General features: G+C 57.3%; 19 protein-coding genes. 11 read left to right on the forward strand and 8 right to left on the reverse strand.

Features of this window, described 5'->3' with window-relative positions; all coding sequences use genetic code 11:
- Positions 1-290: 290 nt before the first annotated feature.
- The 4 genes from FE784_RS12830 to FE784_RS12845 all read left to right on the forward strand — a co-directional run bounded on the left by FE784_RS12830 (position 291) and on the right by FE784_RS12845 (position 5,168).
- A complete protein-coding gene (locus tag FE784_RS12830) occupies positions 291-641 on the forward strand; it encodes a YflT domain-containing protein (RefSeq protein WP_139602600.1) in 351 nt (116 codons plus the stop codon).
- 159 nt (positions 642-800) lie between these two features.
- Positions 801-1,958: a PP2C family protein-serine/threonine phosphatase gene (locus FE784_RS12835; RefSeq protein WP_139602601.1), complete on the forward strand. Its 1,158-nt coding sequence runs from the start codon at positions 801-803 to the stop codon at positions 1,956-1,958.
- Positions 1,955-4,603, forward strand: coding sequence for an ATP-binding protein (locus tag FE784_RS12840; RefSeq protein WP_139602602.1), 2,649 nt, complete (start codon positions 1,955-1,957; stop codon positions 4,601-4,603). Before FE784_RS12835 ends, FE784_RS12840 begins: the two co-directional genes overlap by 4 nt.
- 49 nt (positions 4,604-4,652) lie before the next feature.
- Positions 4,653-5,168: a hypothetical protein gene (locus tag FE784_RS12845; protein WP_139602603.1), complete on the forward strand. Its 516-nt coding sequence runs from the start codon at positions 4,653-4,655 to the stop codon at positions 5,166-5,168.
- 148 nt (positions 5,169-5,316) lie between these two features.
- On the opposite strand, the gene FE784_RS40835 is transcribed toward FE784_RS12845, so the two are convergent.
- Entirely contained in the window at positions 5,317-5,484 is a 168-nt protein-coding gene (locus FE784_RS40835) for a hypothetical protein (protein ID WP_176706171.1), read from the reverse strand.
- A gap of 294 nt (positions 5,485-5,778) precedes the next feature.
- Here FE784_RS40835 and FE784_RS12850 point away from each other — a divergent pair, with 294 nt between their 5' ends.
- From FE784_RS12850 to FE784_RS12870, 5 genes are all read left to right on the forward strand, one after another.
- On the forward strand, positions 5,779-6,123 hold the full coding sequence (locus tag FE784_RS12850; RefSeq protein ID WP_139602604.1) for an STAS domain-containing protein: 345 nt from the start codon (positions 5,779-5,781) through the stop codon (positions 6,121-6,123).
- 21 nt (positions 6,124-6,144) lie between these two features.
- Entirely contained in the window at positions 6,145-6,588 is a 444-nt protein-coding gene (gene rsbW, locus FE784_RS12855) for an anti-sigma B factor RsbW (RefSeq protein ID WP_139602605.1), read from the forward strand.
- On the forward strand, positions 6,585-7,352 hold the full coding sequence (locus tag FE784_RS12860) for a sigma-70 family RNA polymerase sigma factor (protein ID WP_139602606.1): 768 nt from the start codon (positions 6,585-6,587) through the stop codon (positions 7,350-7,352). The genes rsbW and FE784_RS12860 overlap by 4 nt, the downstream gene beginning before the upstream one ends.
- An 86-nt stretch (positions 7,353-7,438) precedes the next feature.
- Positions 7,439-8,380 (forward strand): magnesium transporter CorA family protein, encoded by a 942-nt coding sequence (locus FE784_RS12865; RefSeq protein WP_139602607.1) that lies wholly within the window; start codon positions 7,439-7,441, stop codon positions 8,378-8,380.
- A 105-nt stretch (positions 8,381-8,485) separates the two neighbouring features.
- Positions 8,486-8,815, forward strand: coding sequence for a hypothetical protein (locus FE784_RS12870; protein WP_139602608.1), 330 nt, complete (start codon positions 8,486-8,488; stop codon positions 8,813-8,815).
- Between the two features lie 120 nt (positions 8,816-8,935).
- On the opposite strand, the gene FE784_RS12875 is transcribed toward FE784_RS12870, so the two are convergent.
- From FE784_RS12875 to FE784_RS12890, 4 genes are all read right to left on the reverse strand, one after another.
- Positions 8,936-9,442 (reverse strand): hypothetical protein, encoded by a 507-nt coding sequence (locus FE784_RS12875; RefSeq protein ID WP_139602609.1) that lies wholly within the window; start codon positions 9,440-9,442, stop codon positions 8,936-8,938.
- A gap of 49 nt (positions 9,443-9,491) precedes the next feature.
- The gene (locus FE784_RS12880) at positions 9,492-9,905 is read right to left on the reverse strand and encodes a YtxH domain-containing protein (protein ID WP_139602610.1); all 414 of its coding nucleotides are present in this window, start codon (positions 9,903-9,905) and stop codon (positions 9,492-9,494) included.
- Positions 9,906-9,974: 69 nt separating this feature from the next.
- Positions 9,975-10,232, reverse strand: coding sequence for a GlsB/YeaQ/YmgE family stress response membrane protein (locus tag FE784_RS12885; protein ID WP_139602611.1), 258 nt, complete (start codon positions 10,230-10,232; stop codon positions 9,975-9,977).
- Positions 10,233-10,397: 165 nt separating this feature from the next.
- Positions 10,398-11,141 (reverse strand): IclR family transcriptional regulator, encoded by a 744-nt coding sequence (locus FE784_RS12890; protein WP_139602612.1) that lies wholly within the window; start codon positions 11,139-11,141, stop codon positions 10,398-10,400.
- A gap of 358 nt (positions 11,142-11,499) precedes the next feature.
- Between FE784_RS12890 and FE784_RS12895 the strand changes: the two genes are divergently transcribed.
- Together FE784_RS12895 and FE784_RS12900 are read left to right on the forward strand one after the other, a co-directional pair.
- Entirely contained in the window at positions 11,500-12,477 is a 978-nt protein-coding gene (locus FE784_RS12895) for an alpha/beta hydrolase (protein WP_139602613.1), read from the forward strand.
- 83 nt (positions 12,478-12,560) lie between these two features.
- A complete protein-coding gene (locus FE784_RS12900) occupies positions 12,561-13,706 on the forward strand; it encodes a Fe-Mn family superoxide dismutase (RefSeq protein WP_139602714.1) in 1,146 nt (381 codons plus the stop codon).
- Between the two features lie 12 nt (positions 13,707-13,718).
- Here FE784_RS12900 and FE784_RS12905 read toward each other — a convergent pair whose 3' ends face one another.
- From FE784_RS12905 to FE784_RS12915, 3 genes are all read right to left on the reverse strand, one after another.
- Complete coding sequence (locus FE784_RS12905; RefSeq protein ID WP_139602614.1) at positions 13,719-14,555, reverse strand: hypothetical protein; 837 nt, start codon at positions 14,553-14,555, stop codon at positions 13,719-13,721.
- On the reverse strand, positions 14,552-15,001 hold the full coding sequence (locus tag FE784_RS12910; RefSeq protein ID WP_139602615.1) for a flavodoxin: 450 nt from the start codon (positions 14,999-15,001) through the stop codon (positions 14,552-14,554). The genes FE784_RS12905 and FE784_RS12910 overlap by 4 nt, the downstream gene beginning before the upstream one ends.
- A gap of 133 nt (positions 15,002-15,134) precedes the next feature.
- Positions 15,135-15,485, reverse strand: a complete 351-nt coding sequence (locus FE784_RS12915; RefSeq protein ID WP_139602616.1) for a hypothetical protein — start codon at positions 15,483-15,485, stop codon at positions 15,135-15,137.
- Positions 15,486-15,489: the final 4 nt, after the last annotated feature.

Here is a 15,489-nt window from a genome sequence, read left to right on the forward strand (position 1 = left end):
CTATCTATCTCTATCTATCTCTATCTATCTCTCTATCTCTATCTATCTATCTATCTATCTCTATCTATCTATCTATCTCTATCTATCTATCTATCTATCTATCTATCTGTGCAGTACCAACGAAAGTACCTATAATATGCCTCGCACAGCATCACTCCGTCCGGCACAAGAGCGGCGGGAACTTTCAACACGATCCGTTCATTCTTGTTTCACCCCTCTCCCGCTTGGTTAAGTAACGAATAGATCGGCATTCGCCCCGGGCGGGGCAACGAAAAAAGGAGGCGTTCGATATGAACGAGAAAGTTTTCGTAAGAGTGGTCGATAGCGGAGCAAGAGCGATGGAGGAAATTCATGCGCTGCACCGACAAGGCTATTTACCCGAAGATATTTTCGTGCTGGCGCACGATAAAGACCATACCCAATATTTGGCCGGCGCCGCGGACGTCAACACCGTTACCGTGGAAGAGGAAGGCTTCATTCAAAGCATCGCGAACTGGTTCCGTTCCCGGGGAGACGAGCTTCGCGCCAAGCTCGAGTCGATGGGCTGTACGCCTCGCGAGGCGGAAGTGTACGAGGCCGAGATGGATCGCGGCAAAGTCATCGTCATGGCGAGAGTGCGCGCATCCAACCGGGTTGTCTAGAAACCGAAAAACGAACCGAATAGCGCGCGCCGGCAACCGGTAAGGAATGAGAGCTTCCCGCTCCCATTCCTTATTGTCGTTTGACCGGAGTGGACAGCTTTCGCTCGCATAGTCTAGTATGGTAGCAACGGCATTTAAGCCAAGTTAGGAGAAAAACCAATGCGGATTTTGATAGTGGACGACAATCCGATGAACGTGATGGTCGTCAGGGAAATGTTGAAAAAGGCCGGGTATGCGCAAATCGTAACCGCCAATTCGGCGGACGAAATGTTCGGCCTGCTCGGCATGCACGAACCGGCGCCCGCCTCCGAGGAGTTCGACCTGATCCTGCTCGATATGATGATGCCCGGCATCGACGGCATCGAAGCGTGCCGGAGAGTCCAGCAATCGGAGCAGCTGCGCGACATTCCGGTTATTATGGTAACCGCCGTAGGCGATTCGCTCAAGCTGGCGGAGGCGCTCGATGCGGGCGCGTCGGATTTCGTCACAAAACCGATCAACCGGGTCGAGCTGCTGGCGCGAATTCGCGCCGCCCTGCGGCTGAAAGCGGAGAAGGACTGGCACAAGGAGCGCGACCGCAGACTGCGCGAAGAGCTGGAGCTGGCGCAGCAGGTGCAGGCGGCCGCTCTCCCCGCCCCCGTGGACGAGGCTCGTTTGTCGATTCAGGGCCTGTACCGGCCGGCGGACGACTTGGCGGGCGATTTGTACGCTTGGTACAAAATCGACCGGCACCGCTATGGCATCGCCATCATCGATGCGATGGGACACGGCATCTCCTCCTCCCTCGTATGCATGTTCGTCGCCTCGACGCTCCGGGACGCCATTTTGACGAGGGTGGACCCGGAATACGTCGTGCGCGAGCTGAACCGCAGAATGATGCAGCTGCAATTTTCCAATCCGTTGATCCAATATTATTTCACCTGCCTATACGCTGTCGTCGACACGGAGCTGGGAACGGTCGAATATGTCAATGCCGGGCATCCCCCCGGATTGCTGACCCGCGGAGACGGGACCGCCGCGGAACGGCTGGAACGAAGCTGCGTGGCGCTCGGATTATTCGAAACGATCGCGGTGGAGAAACGGGTGCTGAGCATCCGCGCCGGCGACAGGCTGTTCCTGTATACGGACGGCGTGCTCGAGTCGCTCGAGTCGGCGGACGAACAGCGGGTCGACCGACTGCTCGATCTTTTCCTGCAAGTAAAGGCATGCCCCTTCGAATTGGAGGAGCGGCTGATCAGGGACAACCGTCCGGACATGCGCCAGGATGACCGGTGTCTTGTGATTGTCGAGGTAAAAAAAGGAGCGGGGCCCGAGTGAAAATCAAAACGAAGCTCGTCATGGGCTACGGACTGCTCGTAGCCTTGTTGATCGTCATAACGACCATCGGCTACGAGCGGATGGCCAATATGAACGATGCTTTGGAGAAATTTTATCAGGTTCGCTATGCCAAGGTGAAAATCACTTCCACGATACACGGAGACGTCAATACGGCGGCGCGGGAAATCAACAACGTGTTGCTCGACAGCGACTATCCCGCGAACCGGATCAAGGCGATCGATGACTCGGTCGATAAAGTCATCGTTCAGCTCGCGGAGCTACAGAATCGCGTTCAGGAGCCGGCCGAGCAGCAAATCATCGACGACGCCGTCCGGGAAGCCGAACGTTTCCGGATTTTCAAGGATAATGTGCTTTCCATGCTGCAGGCGGGGAAAACGACCGAAGCGCTGGAATACCGCAGGACGGTCGGCAATGACACGCAGAAGCAATTTCTCGGCAGCCTGGAGAGCTTGTCCCATTATCATCAACGCGCTCTGGACGCCGAAATCGCCGATTCCCAGTCGATGTACCGGCAATCCGTAAGCGCTACGGCCGCCTTGTCGGTAGCAGGCGTCGTCCTCGGCCTGTGCATTATGCTGTGGGCGATCCCCACCATCACGAAGGGACTCAATCTGCTGACCGGCATGGCCAAAAAGTTCGGACAAAACCGGCTGCGCTCGCTCATGCGGATCGAGGTTCATTCCAAAGACGAGCTGGGGCAGCTTGCCCGCGTCTTCCAGCGAATCGCCAAGGATCTCCACGCCAAGAACGAGCTTGAAGCCAAGTACAATATGGCCAAGGAAGAGCAGGCCTGGGTCAATACCCATATGGCCCGCATTACCGAGCTGCTGGAGGACGTAACGGCCGTGAAGCAGGTGGCCCAAACGTTTATAAGCGAGTTTGCCCCCGTGCTCGGCGCCCAATACGGAGCGATTTATTTGCACGATGAACTGAGACGCTCCGATACGGTCCGACTGCATGGCGTATATGCGGCAGATACCAAGGAGATCGAGGCGACCCGGTCGTTCGAGATGGGACAAGGCCTCGTCGGACAATGCGCGAAGGACGGCAACATGATTACGGTCGACAACGTACCGGAAAGCTACGTTCGGATCCGCTCCGGCATCGGGGACACTTCCCCGTCCCAGCTTGTCGTCTATCCCGTTCCATTCCGCGACGAAGTAATCGGGGTTATCGAGCTGGCGGCGATCAAGCCGTTTACGTTTATCCAGCGCGAGCTGCTCAAGCATTTGGCCGAGAAGCTCGGCACGATATTGAATACGATCTACGACCGTCTTCGCGTGGAGGAATTGCTCCGCGAATCCCAGGCTCTTGCGGTAGAGATGCAGGAGCAGTCGCGCAAGCGGCTTCGCGCGAACGAGCTTCTCGAAGAGCATACGCGGCAACTGAAGCGCTCGGAGGAGTTGCTCCAGAATCAGAGCCTGCAGCTGCTCGAGGCCAAAGAAGCGGCCGAGCTCGCTTCGCGGGCGAAAAGCGAATTTCTCGCCATCATGAGCCACGAAATCCGCACGCCGATGAACGGCGTCACCGGCATGACCGATTTGCTTCTGGAATCCGACTTGACGCCGGAGCAAAAAGAATATGCCCACATTATCCGGAAAAGTATGGACGCCCTCTTGACCGTCATGAACGACATCCTCGATTTCACGAAGATGGAGTCGGGACGGATGGAGCTGGAGGAGCATCCGTTCCTGCTGGAGGCGTGCATATCCGATGCCGTCGATCTATTCCGGGGTGAAGCGGCTAAGCGCGGCTTGGAGCTCATGATCGACATTGATCCGGCCGTTCCTCCGTGGATATCCGGAGATCCGTCGCGGCTGCGGCAAATATTGGCAAACATGATCGGCAATGCGGTCAAATTCACCGAAACCGGCGGCATTTATTTATTGGTCCGGCCGGCCGCCGCTCCTCCATACGATATTTCCGCGGATTCGTTTGTTCTCGAGTTCGCCGTAAAGGATACCGGCAGCGGTATACCCGAAGGGAAAGAAAACAAGCTGTTCCAACCGTTCTCCCAGGTGGATGCGACCATGTCGCGCCGGTACGGGGGAACAGGGCTTGGCTTGGCCATCTGCAAGTCGATCGTGCAATTGATGGGCGGCTCCATCCGATATGTGCCGGGCGAACGCAACGGGGCCCTGTTCGTATTTACTATCGTGGCGGGGAAAGTCAATCCGGAAAGCTTCGACTCGGACCTTACCGCCTTGGAAGCCGCCGTCTCGCTGGAAACGGAACGGCGCAGCGCTCCGGATTCGGCGGGAGCGGCTCTGATAGCCGACAATCGGCCTTACGGGTCGTGGATCGCCTCGGCACAGCTTCGCCTTCTCGGGTTTACCCCCACGGTAGCGGATTCGGACGAACCGGACGCGGTGCGGCAGTCGGTGGCGGCCTGCGGTCCTTCCGTACTGATTGTCCTCGGCGGAGGGATTGCCGGGGCCCCCGATATCGCGCGGGAGGCCGCCGCCCGCGGCAACCGCGTGGCGATCGTCTCGAACGTCAGAGAAGATATCGACCGCGCCGTCGCGGAATCCGACCGTATCGTCCGACTGAACGCCCCTCTCTCTTTAGCCTTATGGAGAAGGGCGTTGGCCAGCCTCCCGTTTCAACCCGGCGACAACGGGTAATAGATAGCGTAAAGGTACCACACGATCACGAGACGGGAGGATGATTGCGATGGTGAGAACAATCGGCTTTTTCGAAAGCGACGCGCAGGTCGTTCGTGCGGTGGAGGCTCTGGAAGCGCAGGGCTTCGGCCCGGAAGCGGTCCGGGTAATCGCCGGCACCAGCGACCAGGCTCGCAGAGTGGATACCGAGACCGCCATGCCGGTCGACCGTATTCGCGAGAATGGTTCGGGCGGTTGGGTCGGGGAGCAAGTCGGATCGGCAGACGGCATCCCGCTCATTCCGTTCGGCATGGTGGGCGCCGCCTATCTCGTCAACCCGCCCGGTTATGCCGCGCCCGGAAGCGCAGACGGTTACGCCGGCCCCGCCCTGGGAGCCGCGATTTACGACGAAAACGGCGAGGCGAAAAGGCAGCTGAACGCGCTGGGCCTCGACGACCGGGATTCGGATGCTTGTCTGGAGAGGATCGAGCACGGCGACCTTCTGCTCGTAGTCGACTCCGACCGGACCGGACAGCCTTACGTCGAGTCGGCGCTCAGGGAAGGCGGAGCCTCGACGATCTTGTAACCGGCCCCGATCCGGCGGAAGCGTCCGAAATGGCCCTTGGTCTTCGGACTAAGAGGCCGTTTCTTTTTCTTATGTATTTAACGCATACGAAAGGACCGTTCCATCCGGAACGGCCCTTTCGCCCTTCGTGCATCGGTTCTCGCCGGCGTCAGCCGAACATCGGCAGCACATATTTTACGAGGAACCAGATCGCTCCGAAAAAGATGACGATATATGCCGCATATTTGATGAAGGTAGACGCCACCATACTCGTATCCACTTTTTTCTCGACGTTCGTTTTCTCGATTTCGACGTTGCGATTTTGTTGGATGTCCATTCGAATCGCTCCCTCCCGGTCCGCGTTGCCGCGGACTTTCATATCGTTGCGAATTGGCAAGCCCCGCCGGCACAATAGCGAAGCGCGGCTTCCCCTTTATAAGAAAAGCAGCTCCTATCGGACGAATGCGCTCCACCGAAAATCTTGGCCGGAAGAAGCTTTTCTTACTTTCTCGTTACCCGCCCCGCCGCCGGATCAAACAAAATGACCGCAGTCTAACGCCGATCTGTTTCAACCGATCCGATTGTGGTTAAATGGTATTAGACATTTGCAAAAGGAGTTGAAGCGTTTCCCATGAATCCCATCGATAAATTTCGGTTGCGCACCGAGACGCAGGAAGGCCGCTGCACCGTCTACGTTAGCGGCGAGCTGGATCTGGAAGCCGCCTCGCAGATGCGCGCCGTGATGGAACCGCTCGTGGAGCTGTGCGATCGGACGTTAACGTTGAATTTGCACGAATTGCGATATATCGACAGTACGGGAATCGGCATCTTGATTTCGGTACTGAAAGCGCGGCACGCACGGAACGGTGCCTTCACGGTTGAAGCGATACCTACCCATATCAAGAAGTTGTTCGACATGACGGGAATTACTCCTTTTCTGAACCAAGCCGGCCCGTCAGCAGCCCAAGCTTACTGAGAAAGGATCGAGAGCATAACAATGAAACCCGTTGAACCGACTGTAACTCTTCGCGTTCCGGCCTTGGCCGAGTATGTGGACTTGGTCCGATTGACCCTATACGGCATCGCCTCGAAGCTCGGGTTTTTATACGAGGAAATCGAGGATATGAAGGTAGCCGTATCCGAGGCATGCAATAACGCGGTACTGCACGCTTACGAGCATGCAGGCATGATGGAGATCCGTTTTCTGATTATGGACGGGGCTCTGTCCATTTCTGTCAAGGACGAAGGAAGAAGCTTCGATCCCGCGCCGGAAACCCAAACGTCGCCTTCGCTGCACGGCAAGACGCTCGATGAGATCGAAGCCGGCGGACTCGGCTTATACTTGATGCAGGCGTTAATGGACGAGGTCGAGGTGCTGAGCGGCGTGGGCACCGAAGTCGTCTTGACCAAGCGTCTGGCTAGGAGTGAGGAGATGGCATGAGTGTAAATCCGGCGTGGCCTTCCCCGAACGAGTCCGTTGCGATCATTCTCGAATATCAGCGCAACCCGACGGACGACTTGGCGACAGCGCTTATCCGGCAGTACGAACCTATGGTCAAGATGGCTGCGGGCAAAATGTCCCGCAACCGTCCCGACCTGTATGAGGACTTGATGCAGGTCGGCCAAATGGCGCTTCTCCGTTTATTCGGCCAGTTCGACGCCGGAAAAGGCAGCCCGTTCGAACCTTACGCCATGAAGAGCATCATCGGGCACATGAAAAATTTTTTGCGGGACAAGTCCTGGTACATTCAGGTCCCCCGTCGGATCAAAGAAAAGGGCGCGCTCCTGCAGCAGGCGGTGGACGAGCTGACCGTGCAGATGGAGCGTTCCCCAAAAATCGACGAAATCGCCGCCCATCTCGGATTGTCGTACGAGGAAACGATGGAGGTGTTCGCGGGACGCGAGCTGTACCATTACGTTTCGCTCGACACCCCGGTATCGGAGGATGATTCCACTTCCACGCTCGGCGATTTGATCGGCGCGCCTGCCGACGACTACGACTCGGTCGAGCACCGGATGGATTTGGAAGCCGCGCTCGTACGATTGAAGCCCGAGGAACGAAAGGTGCTCGCTCTCGTCTTCGAAGCCGGCTTATCCCAGCGGGCGATCGCCGAAGAGCTGCACGTCTCGCAAATGAGCGTTTCCCGCATATTGAAGCGGGCGACCGATAAATTGAAAGCGCTGCTGGAGGGCGACGACCCTTAAGCGGACATACGAAAGGCGCGTGCCGCATTCGGACATTCCGGCGGGAACGCGCCTTTTCCAATGAAGAAGCCGAAAGGAGCCGTAATATGGACCAACGCACCGAAGCCGCGAATACCGCCCCCGCATGGAAGTGGATCCGGATTCCCGCCGGCCAGCAAGCAGCGGAAATGGAAGAGCATGACCCCGATGTGGCCGAATGGACAAGGACCGCTTCGGAGCGTACCGCCAATCTGGTCGTCGTCTCCGAGAAGGCGGACGGCGCTGCGCTGATATACGGCACGCTGGTCGGGAGCGACGAGGACGAGCCCGAGGTCGGCACCGCGATCCATTTTCACGTAACGGCGGCACGACTCGTAACGCTTCTGCCGGCGTCGTTCCCTTATGAGCGTTTGGACGAGTCGCCCTGGCGGGAACGGCTCGCCCGCTGCTCCGGAGGACATGAAGCGTTCGCCGTGCTGCTCGGCCTCCTCGCGCAATGCTTCCACAAGGGCTTGGACGGCTACGAAGCCCGTCTCGGCTCCCTGGAATCGGCGATGCGGAGCCGCAACCGCAAGGTGCTCATGGACCGGACTCTCGAGCGGCGGCACGAGCTGATCGAATGGAGCTTGCGGCTGGCCCCCTTCCGCGAGCTCGGGGACGCTTTAAACGAGGCGTTTATGGACGATATCGCGGACTGCCGGGAATACCGCAGACTCATTCTCCAGCTGGAACGGATCGAAAAGCTGCTGGGCGCTTACGAGGCCGGCATCGACACGCTTCTGTCGATGGACGACGCCGTCTCTTCGTTCCGCGGCAACGAGATTATGAAGACACTGACGATTTTCACGGCGCTATTCACGCCGGCCACCGTCGCCGGAGCGTTGTGGGGCATGAACTTCAAAAAGCTGCCGATCGACGACTGGCCGGTTGGCTTTGTCCTATGCTGTTCCGTCGTACTGCTGTTCACCGGACTTATATACATCTGGCTATGGCGCAAAGGCTGGACGGGAGATTTGCTCCGCGGACGCAACCCGGACTCCCATTTGTAATGATGCGCAAACTTTACGAAAACGGTTTCAAAACCGCCTAATACGTGTAATGATAAGTACTTAATCAACTATTCTGCAACCAAATTAGAACAGGCGGTGAACGTCATGAAAGTAAAACATCGGATTCGTTGTTTCGAGAGTGACGTATTGGTTTGCGAGGATGGACAAGCATTCAATCTCAATATTCAGGCCAGGACCAACCCGCTAGGGTTCGGTCGCACCCTGGGCGCTTTCGCGGCGTTGGAGCAAGCGGTCGAGGCGGCGGAGCATTTCTGCCTCGCTTACCGGATCGCGCGGGAGCACGGGTATTATTTGAAGGAAGACGAGCTGGTAAGACACGAAAGAGAGCCGATTGCCGTACGGTGGGTGCTTGACCGGTGCTTGACCGAGCAGGAATGGTGCGATCTGCTGGCCCGTAGCGCCGATGCAAGCTGACCTTGCGTCGGCAGCCATTCCCCTATCTGCCATGCAAAGCGAGCGAGAACAGGCCGAGAGGCCTGTTTTTCTGCGTTATGAATATTGTCAGCCGCAAAAAAAGACGCCGTCCGCACGGCGTCAGTTTTGGATCGGATCGGGAATCATCCCTTCCTGCTCCAGCTCCGTATTCGTCTTCATCGCTTTCATCTCTTTGCCGAGACGGACCATATCCTGTTCGTCCTGCACCATGGTGCCGTTCACTATGTCCTGCTGCGAACGGTCATCCTGGTCCTCCGTGTCCTTGTGCCCGTCGGTCCGCCACCCGTCCGCCGTCCGCGGCTCGTATGGAACGCCGACCAGCTCGCACAGCTTGCGGTGCGCTTCCTCCCGGATCTGCTCCGGAATGCCTTCGCAGCCGGTCCATTCGCCAGTAAAGCCCGACTGGTGGACGAGCAGCGTTATGCGCTCCGAATCGTCGGAAATGAAAGGAATCCGGTACACGATTTTATCGTCCCTCTCCGGAGAAGAAAACGTCAGCTGCACGACCTTGTACCCTTCCGACTCGGAGGGCATGAAGCCCAGCCGCAGAACGGCCTGGTTAAACTCCTCGTAGAGCTTGGTTACATTAAGGTTCGGGTTCGTCATCTTCGTCACCTCCGTATTATGGCCCGCCGGCGGTCGATGAAGCTTGCGATCAATGTGCCGTCGTCTTGGCTTTATCCGACGCGTCTTCATCGCCGTCCTTGGACTTGCTGTTCATTGCCGAGGCGGCCATATCCTTCGTTTTGTCCGAGATCGACCCGACTTTGTCGCCTACCGCCTTTACGGCCTCGCTCGTTTTGTCCGCCGTGTCGTGGGCCAGCTCGACCGTCTTCTCCTGCACGTTGTTCTTAAGCTCGACCGTCTTGTCGCGAATGTCCTTCGCCAGCTCCGCCGTTTTGTCGCGAACGCTTTGAGTCACTTCCGCCGTTTTGTCGTACATGCCGTGAGCGCTGCGCTTCATGCTGTCGCGCAGCTTGCGGCCCGACTGGGGAGCGAGCAGCAGCGCGGCTGCCGCACCGACTACTCCTCCAACGAATACGCCTTTCCAAGTTCCTGCCATTTTCATGCCGATTCCTCCTTTTGAAAATGAAAATATATGACCGTGATGCCGCCGCCGGACTAAAGCGCTACTCCGCTAAACCGACTTGCGCAGCGCCTGTGAAAGCAAACCGAGTAAAAAAACGAAAAGCGCGGCGCCAACGATGGCGGGAATAACGGCAAATCCGCCGATGACCGGTCCCCAACTTCCGAATAGGATCGATCCGAGCCAACCGCCGGCGAAACCGGCGATCATGGAGCCGAGCAACCCGCCAGGCATGCTGCTCTTCACAAGGGCGTCTCCGATGGTTCCGATCAATACAGCCATAAGGATGCTGATCAAGAGTCCCCACATGCGATCACCCTCCTTCTAGGTAATGACGGCCGCCCTATGGACTATTACCCCGGCACCCGCTTCGCGAAACAACCAATATTTCGCACCGGATTGCTGCGAACGGCAAAAAACCGTCCCAGCTCCTTGGGGACGGCCCGTTTGGCCGTTCGCGATCCGGCTGTGACGCTATTTCAGCATCTTCCCCATCCGGTTCGCGGCTTCGATAATTTGCGAGGCATGCTCCTTCATTTTCTCCACCGTGAACCGGTTGGACGGCCCCGAGACGGCCAATGCCGCCACCAGCTTATGCCCCCGGTTGAATATCGGGGCCGCGACGGCGGCAGCCCCCGGCTCCCGCTCCTCTACGCTTGTCGCATAGCCGAACCGGCTAATCTCGGTCATTTGCCGCACGAACGATTGCTTCTCCGCCGCACCCGACCATTCCAGCGCTTCCAGCACCTGCTTTTGCACTTCGCTTTCGGCGAAGGCGATGAGCACCTTGCTGGATGCGCCCACGTTCAGCGGCAGCCTTGCGCCGATCGGCGCGACGCGGCGGATCGCCTGATTGCTCTGCACCGCCTGGATCCGGATCCGCTCTCCACCGTCCCGCACGTAGAGGCTGACCGTCTCCCCCAGCGAATCGCGCAGCCGTTCCATCTCGGGCTGCAGCATAATCGCCGGATCGTCGCTTTGCGACAAATTGGCCGCAAGCTCCCAAATACGGAATCCGAGCCGGTATTTCTCCGTCTCCGCATTGCGGGTAACGAAGTCCTTCCCTTCCAGCGAAGCCAGCAGCCGGTGTACGGTGCTTTTGTGCAGCTGCGTTCTGGCCGCGATCTCCGTAAGGCTCAGCTCCGTCTCATCGGTAAATGCGGATAATATATCAAGCGCCCTCTCGACGGCGCGTACAGTCAGCTTTGTATCGTCCATCTTCGATCCGCTCCATGCGTTTCATTATATGAAACCGGGTTTTACATTAGTATACCTTATCCTTCTCCGAATCGTAAAGAGAATTGGCGCTGCCTTTTTCTACACTTTTCCTTCCGCGTTTCTATTGACCTGGGACTGCCGCAAATAATATTATTACTATAGAGGAAGTTTTTCTTTGTTTTCGAATCGTTGAGAAATTTCGGCGGCTTACGTCCTATCGTCCGCTTAACTGTTCGCCCTCCGGGTACAGAATCCATGCCGCTCCCATGGACGGCAACCCTAATCCGCACCACTTGTTGCACTCGAGCCTCCCCTTCAACAAAACGTTTACTTACAGCTTGCTTAAGGAGGGATCCCCATGGAATCTACGCCCGTTCCATCCGTTGCGTACAACCCACCCGTATTTGAAAACGCTCCCATCCGGGCTTCCCGGAAAAAGCTGTGGATTTTGATTCCGCTTGCCATCCTTCTCGTCCTGTCCAGCAGCGCCGTCGTAGCATTCCATGGTTATGTCGCCTGGATGCTGGCGCGCCCGTCCATCGCTCCGCTCAGCTCCAATCCGCTTCTGGCTGCCGGACTTCCTTACGCGGACGTCAACTTTACGAGCAGCGACGGCGGCAGCACGCTGGACGGCTGGTTCATACCGGCGGAAGGCTCCGATAAAGTCGTCGTGTTCTCCCATGGCTATGGAGGCAACCGCGAGGAACTGTGGGTTCCTTTTTACAGTTTGGCCAAAGAATTGAATAAGCAGCATTACAACGTACTTCTGTTCGACTACGGATACGTTCAACCCGACTTATCCGTTACCGGAGGCGTCAGGGAATCGCTCGAGCTTCAGGGAGCGATCGATTTCGTCAAACGGCAAGGGATGAAGCACACGTATGTGTGGGGCTTCTCGATGGGAGCCGGGACCGCCCTGCAGACGGCGCTTCACAGCAAGGACATCGAGGCGATGATACTGGACAGCACCTTCCTGCTCGAGCCTGACACGATGTTCCACAACATCAAGCAGCAGGTCGATTTGCCCCGGTACCCGTCGCTTGCGCTCATCCGCTTTTTCTTCCCCATTTTGAACGGCACGAGCATGGATCAAATTCCTTATCAGACGGTTAAAGAAACGACTTATCCGATACCGATCTTCTTCATCCACGGCATGAAGGACGCCAAGGCGCCGCACGATGTGGCCGAATTGATCTACGAGAACCAATCCGCGCGGAAATCCAGCCTGTGGCTGCTGCCTGAAGGCCGGCACGAGCTTCTGTATAAGGCGAACAAAAAAGAATATGTAAAACGCACGATGGCCTTCTTGAATCAAGCTTCGGCCGGCAAGTTTTGATACGCGTCCCTTCCCTTCGTTCTGAGTCAATCCTCCTTCCGAATATAATGGAGAAGATTTTACAAGGGAGGATGGTGGACGCGATGCTATACGTATACGGCTCGCTCATGCCGCTCAGACTGCTGGAAGAAATAAGGTTCTGGAAAACGCAGGAGAAGGAGCATACCGTGGTGATCCGCGAGCTCGTTCCCAATCTTGAACCGCAATATGTGAAGCTGCTGCAGCAGTGGGAATCCGTGTTCGCGCAAACGGAAGCGACCGCAGGCCAATGGATCGAAGCGGTCATCCGATCGAACGGAGCTGTCGGTCCCGAGCTATGGCGGCAAGTAGACGCCTTGCTGCAACGCTCCGCCGCCCAGTCCAAAGAATTCGTCAAGCAGCTGTTCGCCTTGCTGGAGCAAAGCGCGGCCGTACGCTCCGTACCGACCGCACCGACGGTCGTGCAGCATATCATCCGCGAATCCGAATATTTCCTTGGAGTGCTGCAGGCGGTATTGACATCCCCTACCGAGCATACATACCGCAATGAAGAACAAGCGGCAGACCGCGCCGAGTCCATATCGCCCGATGGCGTATGGAACGATCCTCCCCTGCGCGAAAAGGCCGTACCGATCGGCGGTCATACGCTTCCCCAGTTGCCCTACGCCTACAATGCCCTGGAGCCGTATATCGACGAGACGACCATGCGTCTCCATCACGACAAGCATCACAAAAGCTACGTGGACGGCTTGAACAAAGCCGAGACGATGATGGCGCACGCGCGCAAATCCGGCGACTTCGACCTGATCAAGCATTGGGAGCGTGAAGCCGCGTTCAACGGGGCCGGCCACTATCTCCACACCTTATTTTGGAATGTGATGGCGCCAAAGGCCGGAGGCAAGCCGTCCGGACCGATCGCCGCACAAATCGATCGCGACTTTGGCAGCTTCGAGGCGTTCAAGAAGCATTTTACGTCGGCGGCCGACAAGGTCGAGGGCGGCGGCTGGGCGCTGCTCGTATGGAGCCCGCGCAGCCATCGGCTGGAGATTTTGCAGGCCGAGAAGCATCAGAATTTGTCGCAGTGGGACGTCATTCCGCTTCTCGCGCTCGACGTATGGGAGCATGCGTATTATTTGAAATACCAGAATGAACGTCCGAAATATACGGCCGCCTGGTGGAACGTCGTCAATTGGCCGCATGTGAACGAACGGTTTGTCGTGGCGCAGCAGGTGAAGTGGGCGCCTTATTGACCGGTGGAGCGGCTAGTGCAGGATACGGCGCTCGGAAGGCGCGATGTCGTGCCGGGCGGAACGGTCGCATTCGGTCCGCAATGCGCACTTGCCGCATACCGACGGACGATTCGGATCATATCGCGGCCCCGCCCCCGCTTCGGGCATATAGTCGCGGAGCAGCCTGATATAATCGGCCGCCTTGGCGACTTCTTCCGGACCGGGCCGGAATACGTAACGGTTGCCGCTCAGTACCCCAAACACCTCGATTCTTCCCGGAAGCGCTCCGAACGCTTCGCTGCAAAACAGTACCGCCAAATGCCGGAAGCCTATAATAACCCCTGGATCGTCATCGACCAAATATTTATGGATAACATAGGGAGACTGCGAGCCGCTCCCCGTCCGGTGCAGCATCTGCACGATGAAGGAAACGTCGGATTCCACCGACGGGATGTAACGACGGAACGATTCGAACAGCACCATCGGCACAAGGTCCCGCCCTTCCTGCAAAAACCGGGTCAAGTTGGAGACCGTTTGCGCCCGCATATGCTTGTAATGATCGGCAGACTCGAATTTATAAGCTCTGTTGCTCCAGCGGTGGTACGCCGATCTTTCGATCGCGCCTGCCGACCGCTGCTCAGGAGGAAGACTGAAATAATCGTTAACGATATAGCTCGCCGAATACTGGACGAGTTGTCGCCAGCTCACATCCTTGCGAGGCTGTCCCGGATATTCCTTTCTCGGCCTAGTCACGCGGAAAGGGCAGCGCAGCAGCTCCTCCAGCCTGTAATCCTCGATAACGCCGACCGTTGCTTGCGCTTCCTTGACCGCCGCCGACACGCCTTTGTCTTCCACGAATCGCGGGATCATTTCACGCCTGCCGCGGCCAACACGACCTGTTTGCCCAATTCGCGACAAACCGCCTTCTCCTGCTCGGACGGACCCAGCTCTACCTTAAGTCCTTTGGATACGAGCACCGTTCCCAGCTCCTCCAGCTTCTCCTCCAATACGTCCACCGCTTTGCCGAATTCCGGATACGAGGAATCCGCGGAGCCGAATACGGCCGCTTGCTTGCCGGACAAGTCGAGATCGTCCAGCTCCTCGTAGAAGTCCAGAAATTCATCCGGAAGCTCCCCGTCCCCCCAAGTATAGGCTCCGAGCACGAATGCGTCATAGTCCGCCAGCTCGGATGCGTTTGCATCGAGCACGTTTTTCAAAACGGCCTCCGCGCCTTCCGCACGGATTCCTTCCGCCACCGCATCCGCCATGTCCTCCGTATTCCCCGTCATGCTTGCAAATACGACGATAACCTTCATCTTCTCCCGTCCTCCCGCATATTCGAATTTATCGGACTATCCCTTTTCTTTTCTCGCTCCGCGAATGTACAACACGACCAAGGCGATATTGACCAGCAATAAAATAAGTGCCGTTATAAGCAAAAAGCGCACGTCAAATCCTCCTTCTCCTATTGTCCGCGCACAGATCAAGCAGCGACACCCCATTTTCACGCATCAGGACGGTGTCGTAGCAGGAGCATTCGTAGCGAACGATGCCGGAGGCCGGCAGCTCCGCAATTATCGCCCCGTACCAATCGATATGTACCCGTTCGAACTGCTCCCCTGTCAGCTCCCATCTTGTCGTAACGATGTATTCCTCGTATTGCTCCGGACTGCGGGCCGACAATACCTCGATGGAGGTCCATTTGCCGGTCCCGGCACGAGGCTTGAATTGTTCGATGCCGCTCAGCATGCTTTTGCCGCAGCCGTGCTCCAGACACAGCCGCTGTACGACGACTACCACACTC

The sequence above is a fragment of the Paenibacillus hemerocallicola genome (assembly GCF_006265175.1).
GTDB classification, from domain to species: domain Bacteria; phylum Bacillota; class Bacilli; order Paenibacillales; family NBRC-103111; genus Paenibacillus_AB; species Paenibacillus_AB hemerocallicola.

Excerpts from the sequence above, each read along its gene's own strand:
- FE784_RS12895 (WP_139602613.1), top strand. The coding sequence starts at position 11,500 with ATGGAATCTACGCCCGTTCCATCCGTTGCGTACAACCCACCCGTATTT.
- FE784_RS12870 (WP_139602608.1), top strand. The coding sequence starts at position 8,486 with ATGAAAGTAAAACATCGGATTCGTTGTTTCGAGAGTGACGTATTGGTT.
- FE784_RS12910 (WP_139602615.1), bottom strand. The coding sequence starts at position 15,001 with ATGAAGGTTATCGTCGTATTTGCAAGCATGACGGGGAATACGGAGGAC.
- FE784_RS12845 (WP_139602603.1), top strand. The coding sequence starts at position 4,653 with ATGGTGAGAACAATCGGCTTTTTCGAAAGCGACGCGCAGGTCGTTCGT.
- FE784_RS12835 (WP_139602601.1), top strand. The coding sequence starts at position 801 with ATGCGGATTTTGATAGTGGACGACAATCCGATGAACGTGATGGTCGTC.
- FE784_RS12885 (WP_139602611.1), bottom strand. The coding sequence starts at position 10,232 with ATGTGGGGACTCTTGATCAGCATCCTTATGGCTGTATTGATCGGAACC.
- FE784_RS12905 (WP_139602614.1), bottom strand. The coding sequence starts at position 14,555 with ATGATCCCGCGATTCGTGGAAGACAAAGGCGTGTCGGCGGCGGTCAAG.
- FE784_RS12860 (WP_139602606.1), top strand. The coding sequence starts at position 6,585 with ATGAGTGTAAATCCGGCGTGGCCTTCCCCGAACGAGTCCGTTGCGATC.
- FE784_RS12900 (WP_139602714.1), top strand. The coding sequence starts at position 12,561 with ATGCTATACGTATACGGCTCGCTCATGCCGCTCAGACTGCTGGAAGAA.
- FE784_RS40835 (WP_176706171.1), bottom strand. The coding sequence starts at position 5,484 with ATGGACATCCAACAAAATCGCAACGTCGAAATCGAGAAAACGAACGTC.
- FE784_RS12875 (WP_139602609.1), bottom strand. The coding sequence starts at position 9,442 with ATGACGAACCCGAACCTTAATGTAACCAAGCTCTACGAGGAGTTTAAC.
- FE784_RS12865 (WP_139602607.1), top strand. The coding sequence starts at position 7,439 with ATGGACCAACGCACCGAAGCCGCGAATACCGCCCCCGCATGGAAGTGG.
- FE784_RS12850 (WP_139602604.1), top strand. The coding sequence starts at position 5,779 with ATGAATCCCATCGATAAATTTCGGTTGCGCACCGAGACGCAGGAAGGC.
- rsbW (WP_139602605.1), top strand. The coding sequence starts at position 6,145 with ATGAAACCCGTTGAACCGACTGTAACTCTTCGCGTTCCGGCCTTGGCC.
- FE784_RS12880 (WP_139602610.1), bottom strand. The coding sequence starts at position 9,905 with ATGAAAATGGCAGGAACTTGGAAAGGCGTATTCGTTGGAGGAGTAGTC.
- FE784_RS12890 (WP_139602612.1), bottom strand. The coding sequence starts at position 11,141 with ATGGACGATACAAAGCTGACTGTACGCGCCGTCGAGAGGGCGCTTGAT.
- FE784_RS12830 (WP_139602600.1), top strand. The coding sequence starts at position 291 with ATGAACGAGAAAGTTTTCGTAAGAGTGGTCGATAGCGGAGCAAGAGCG.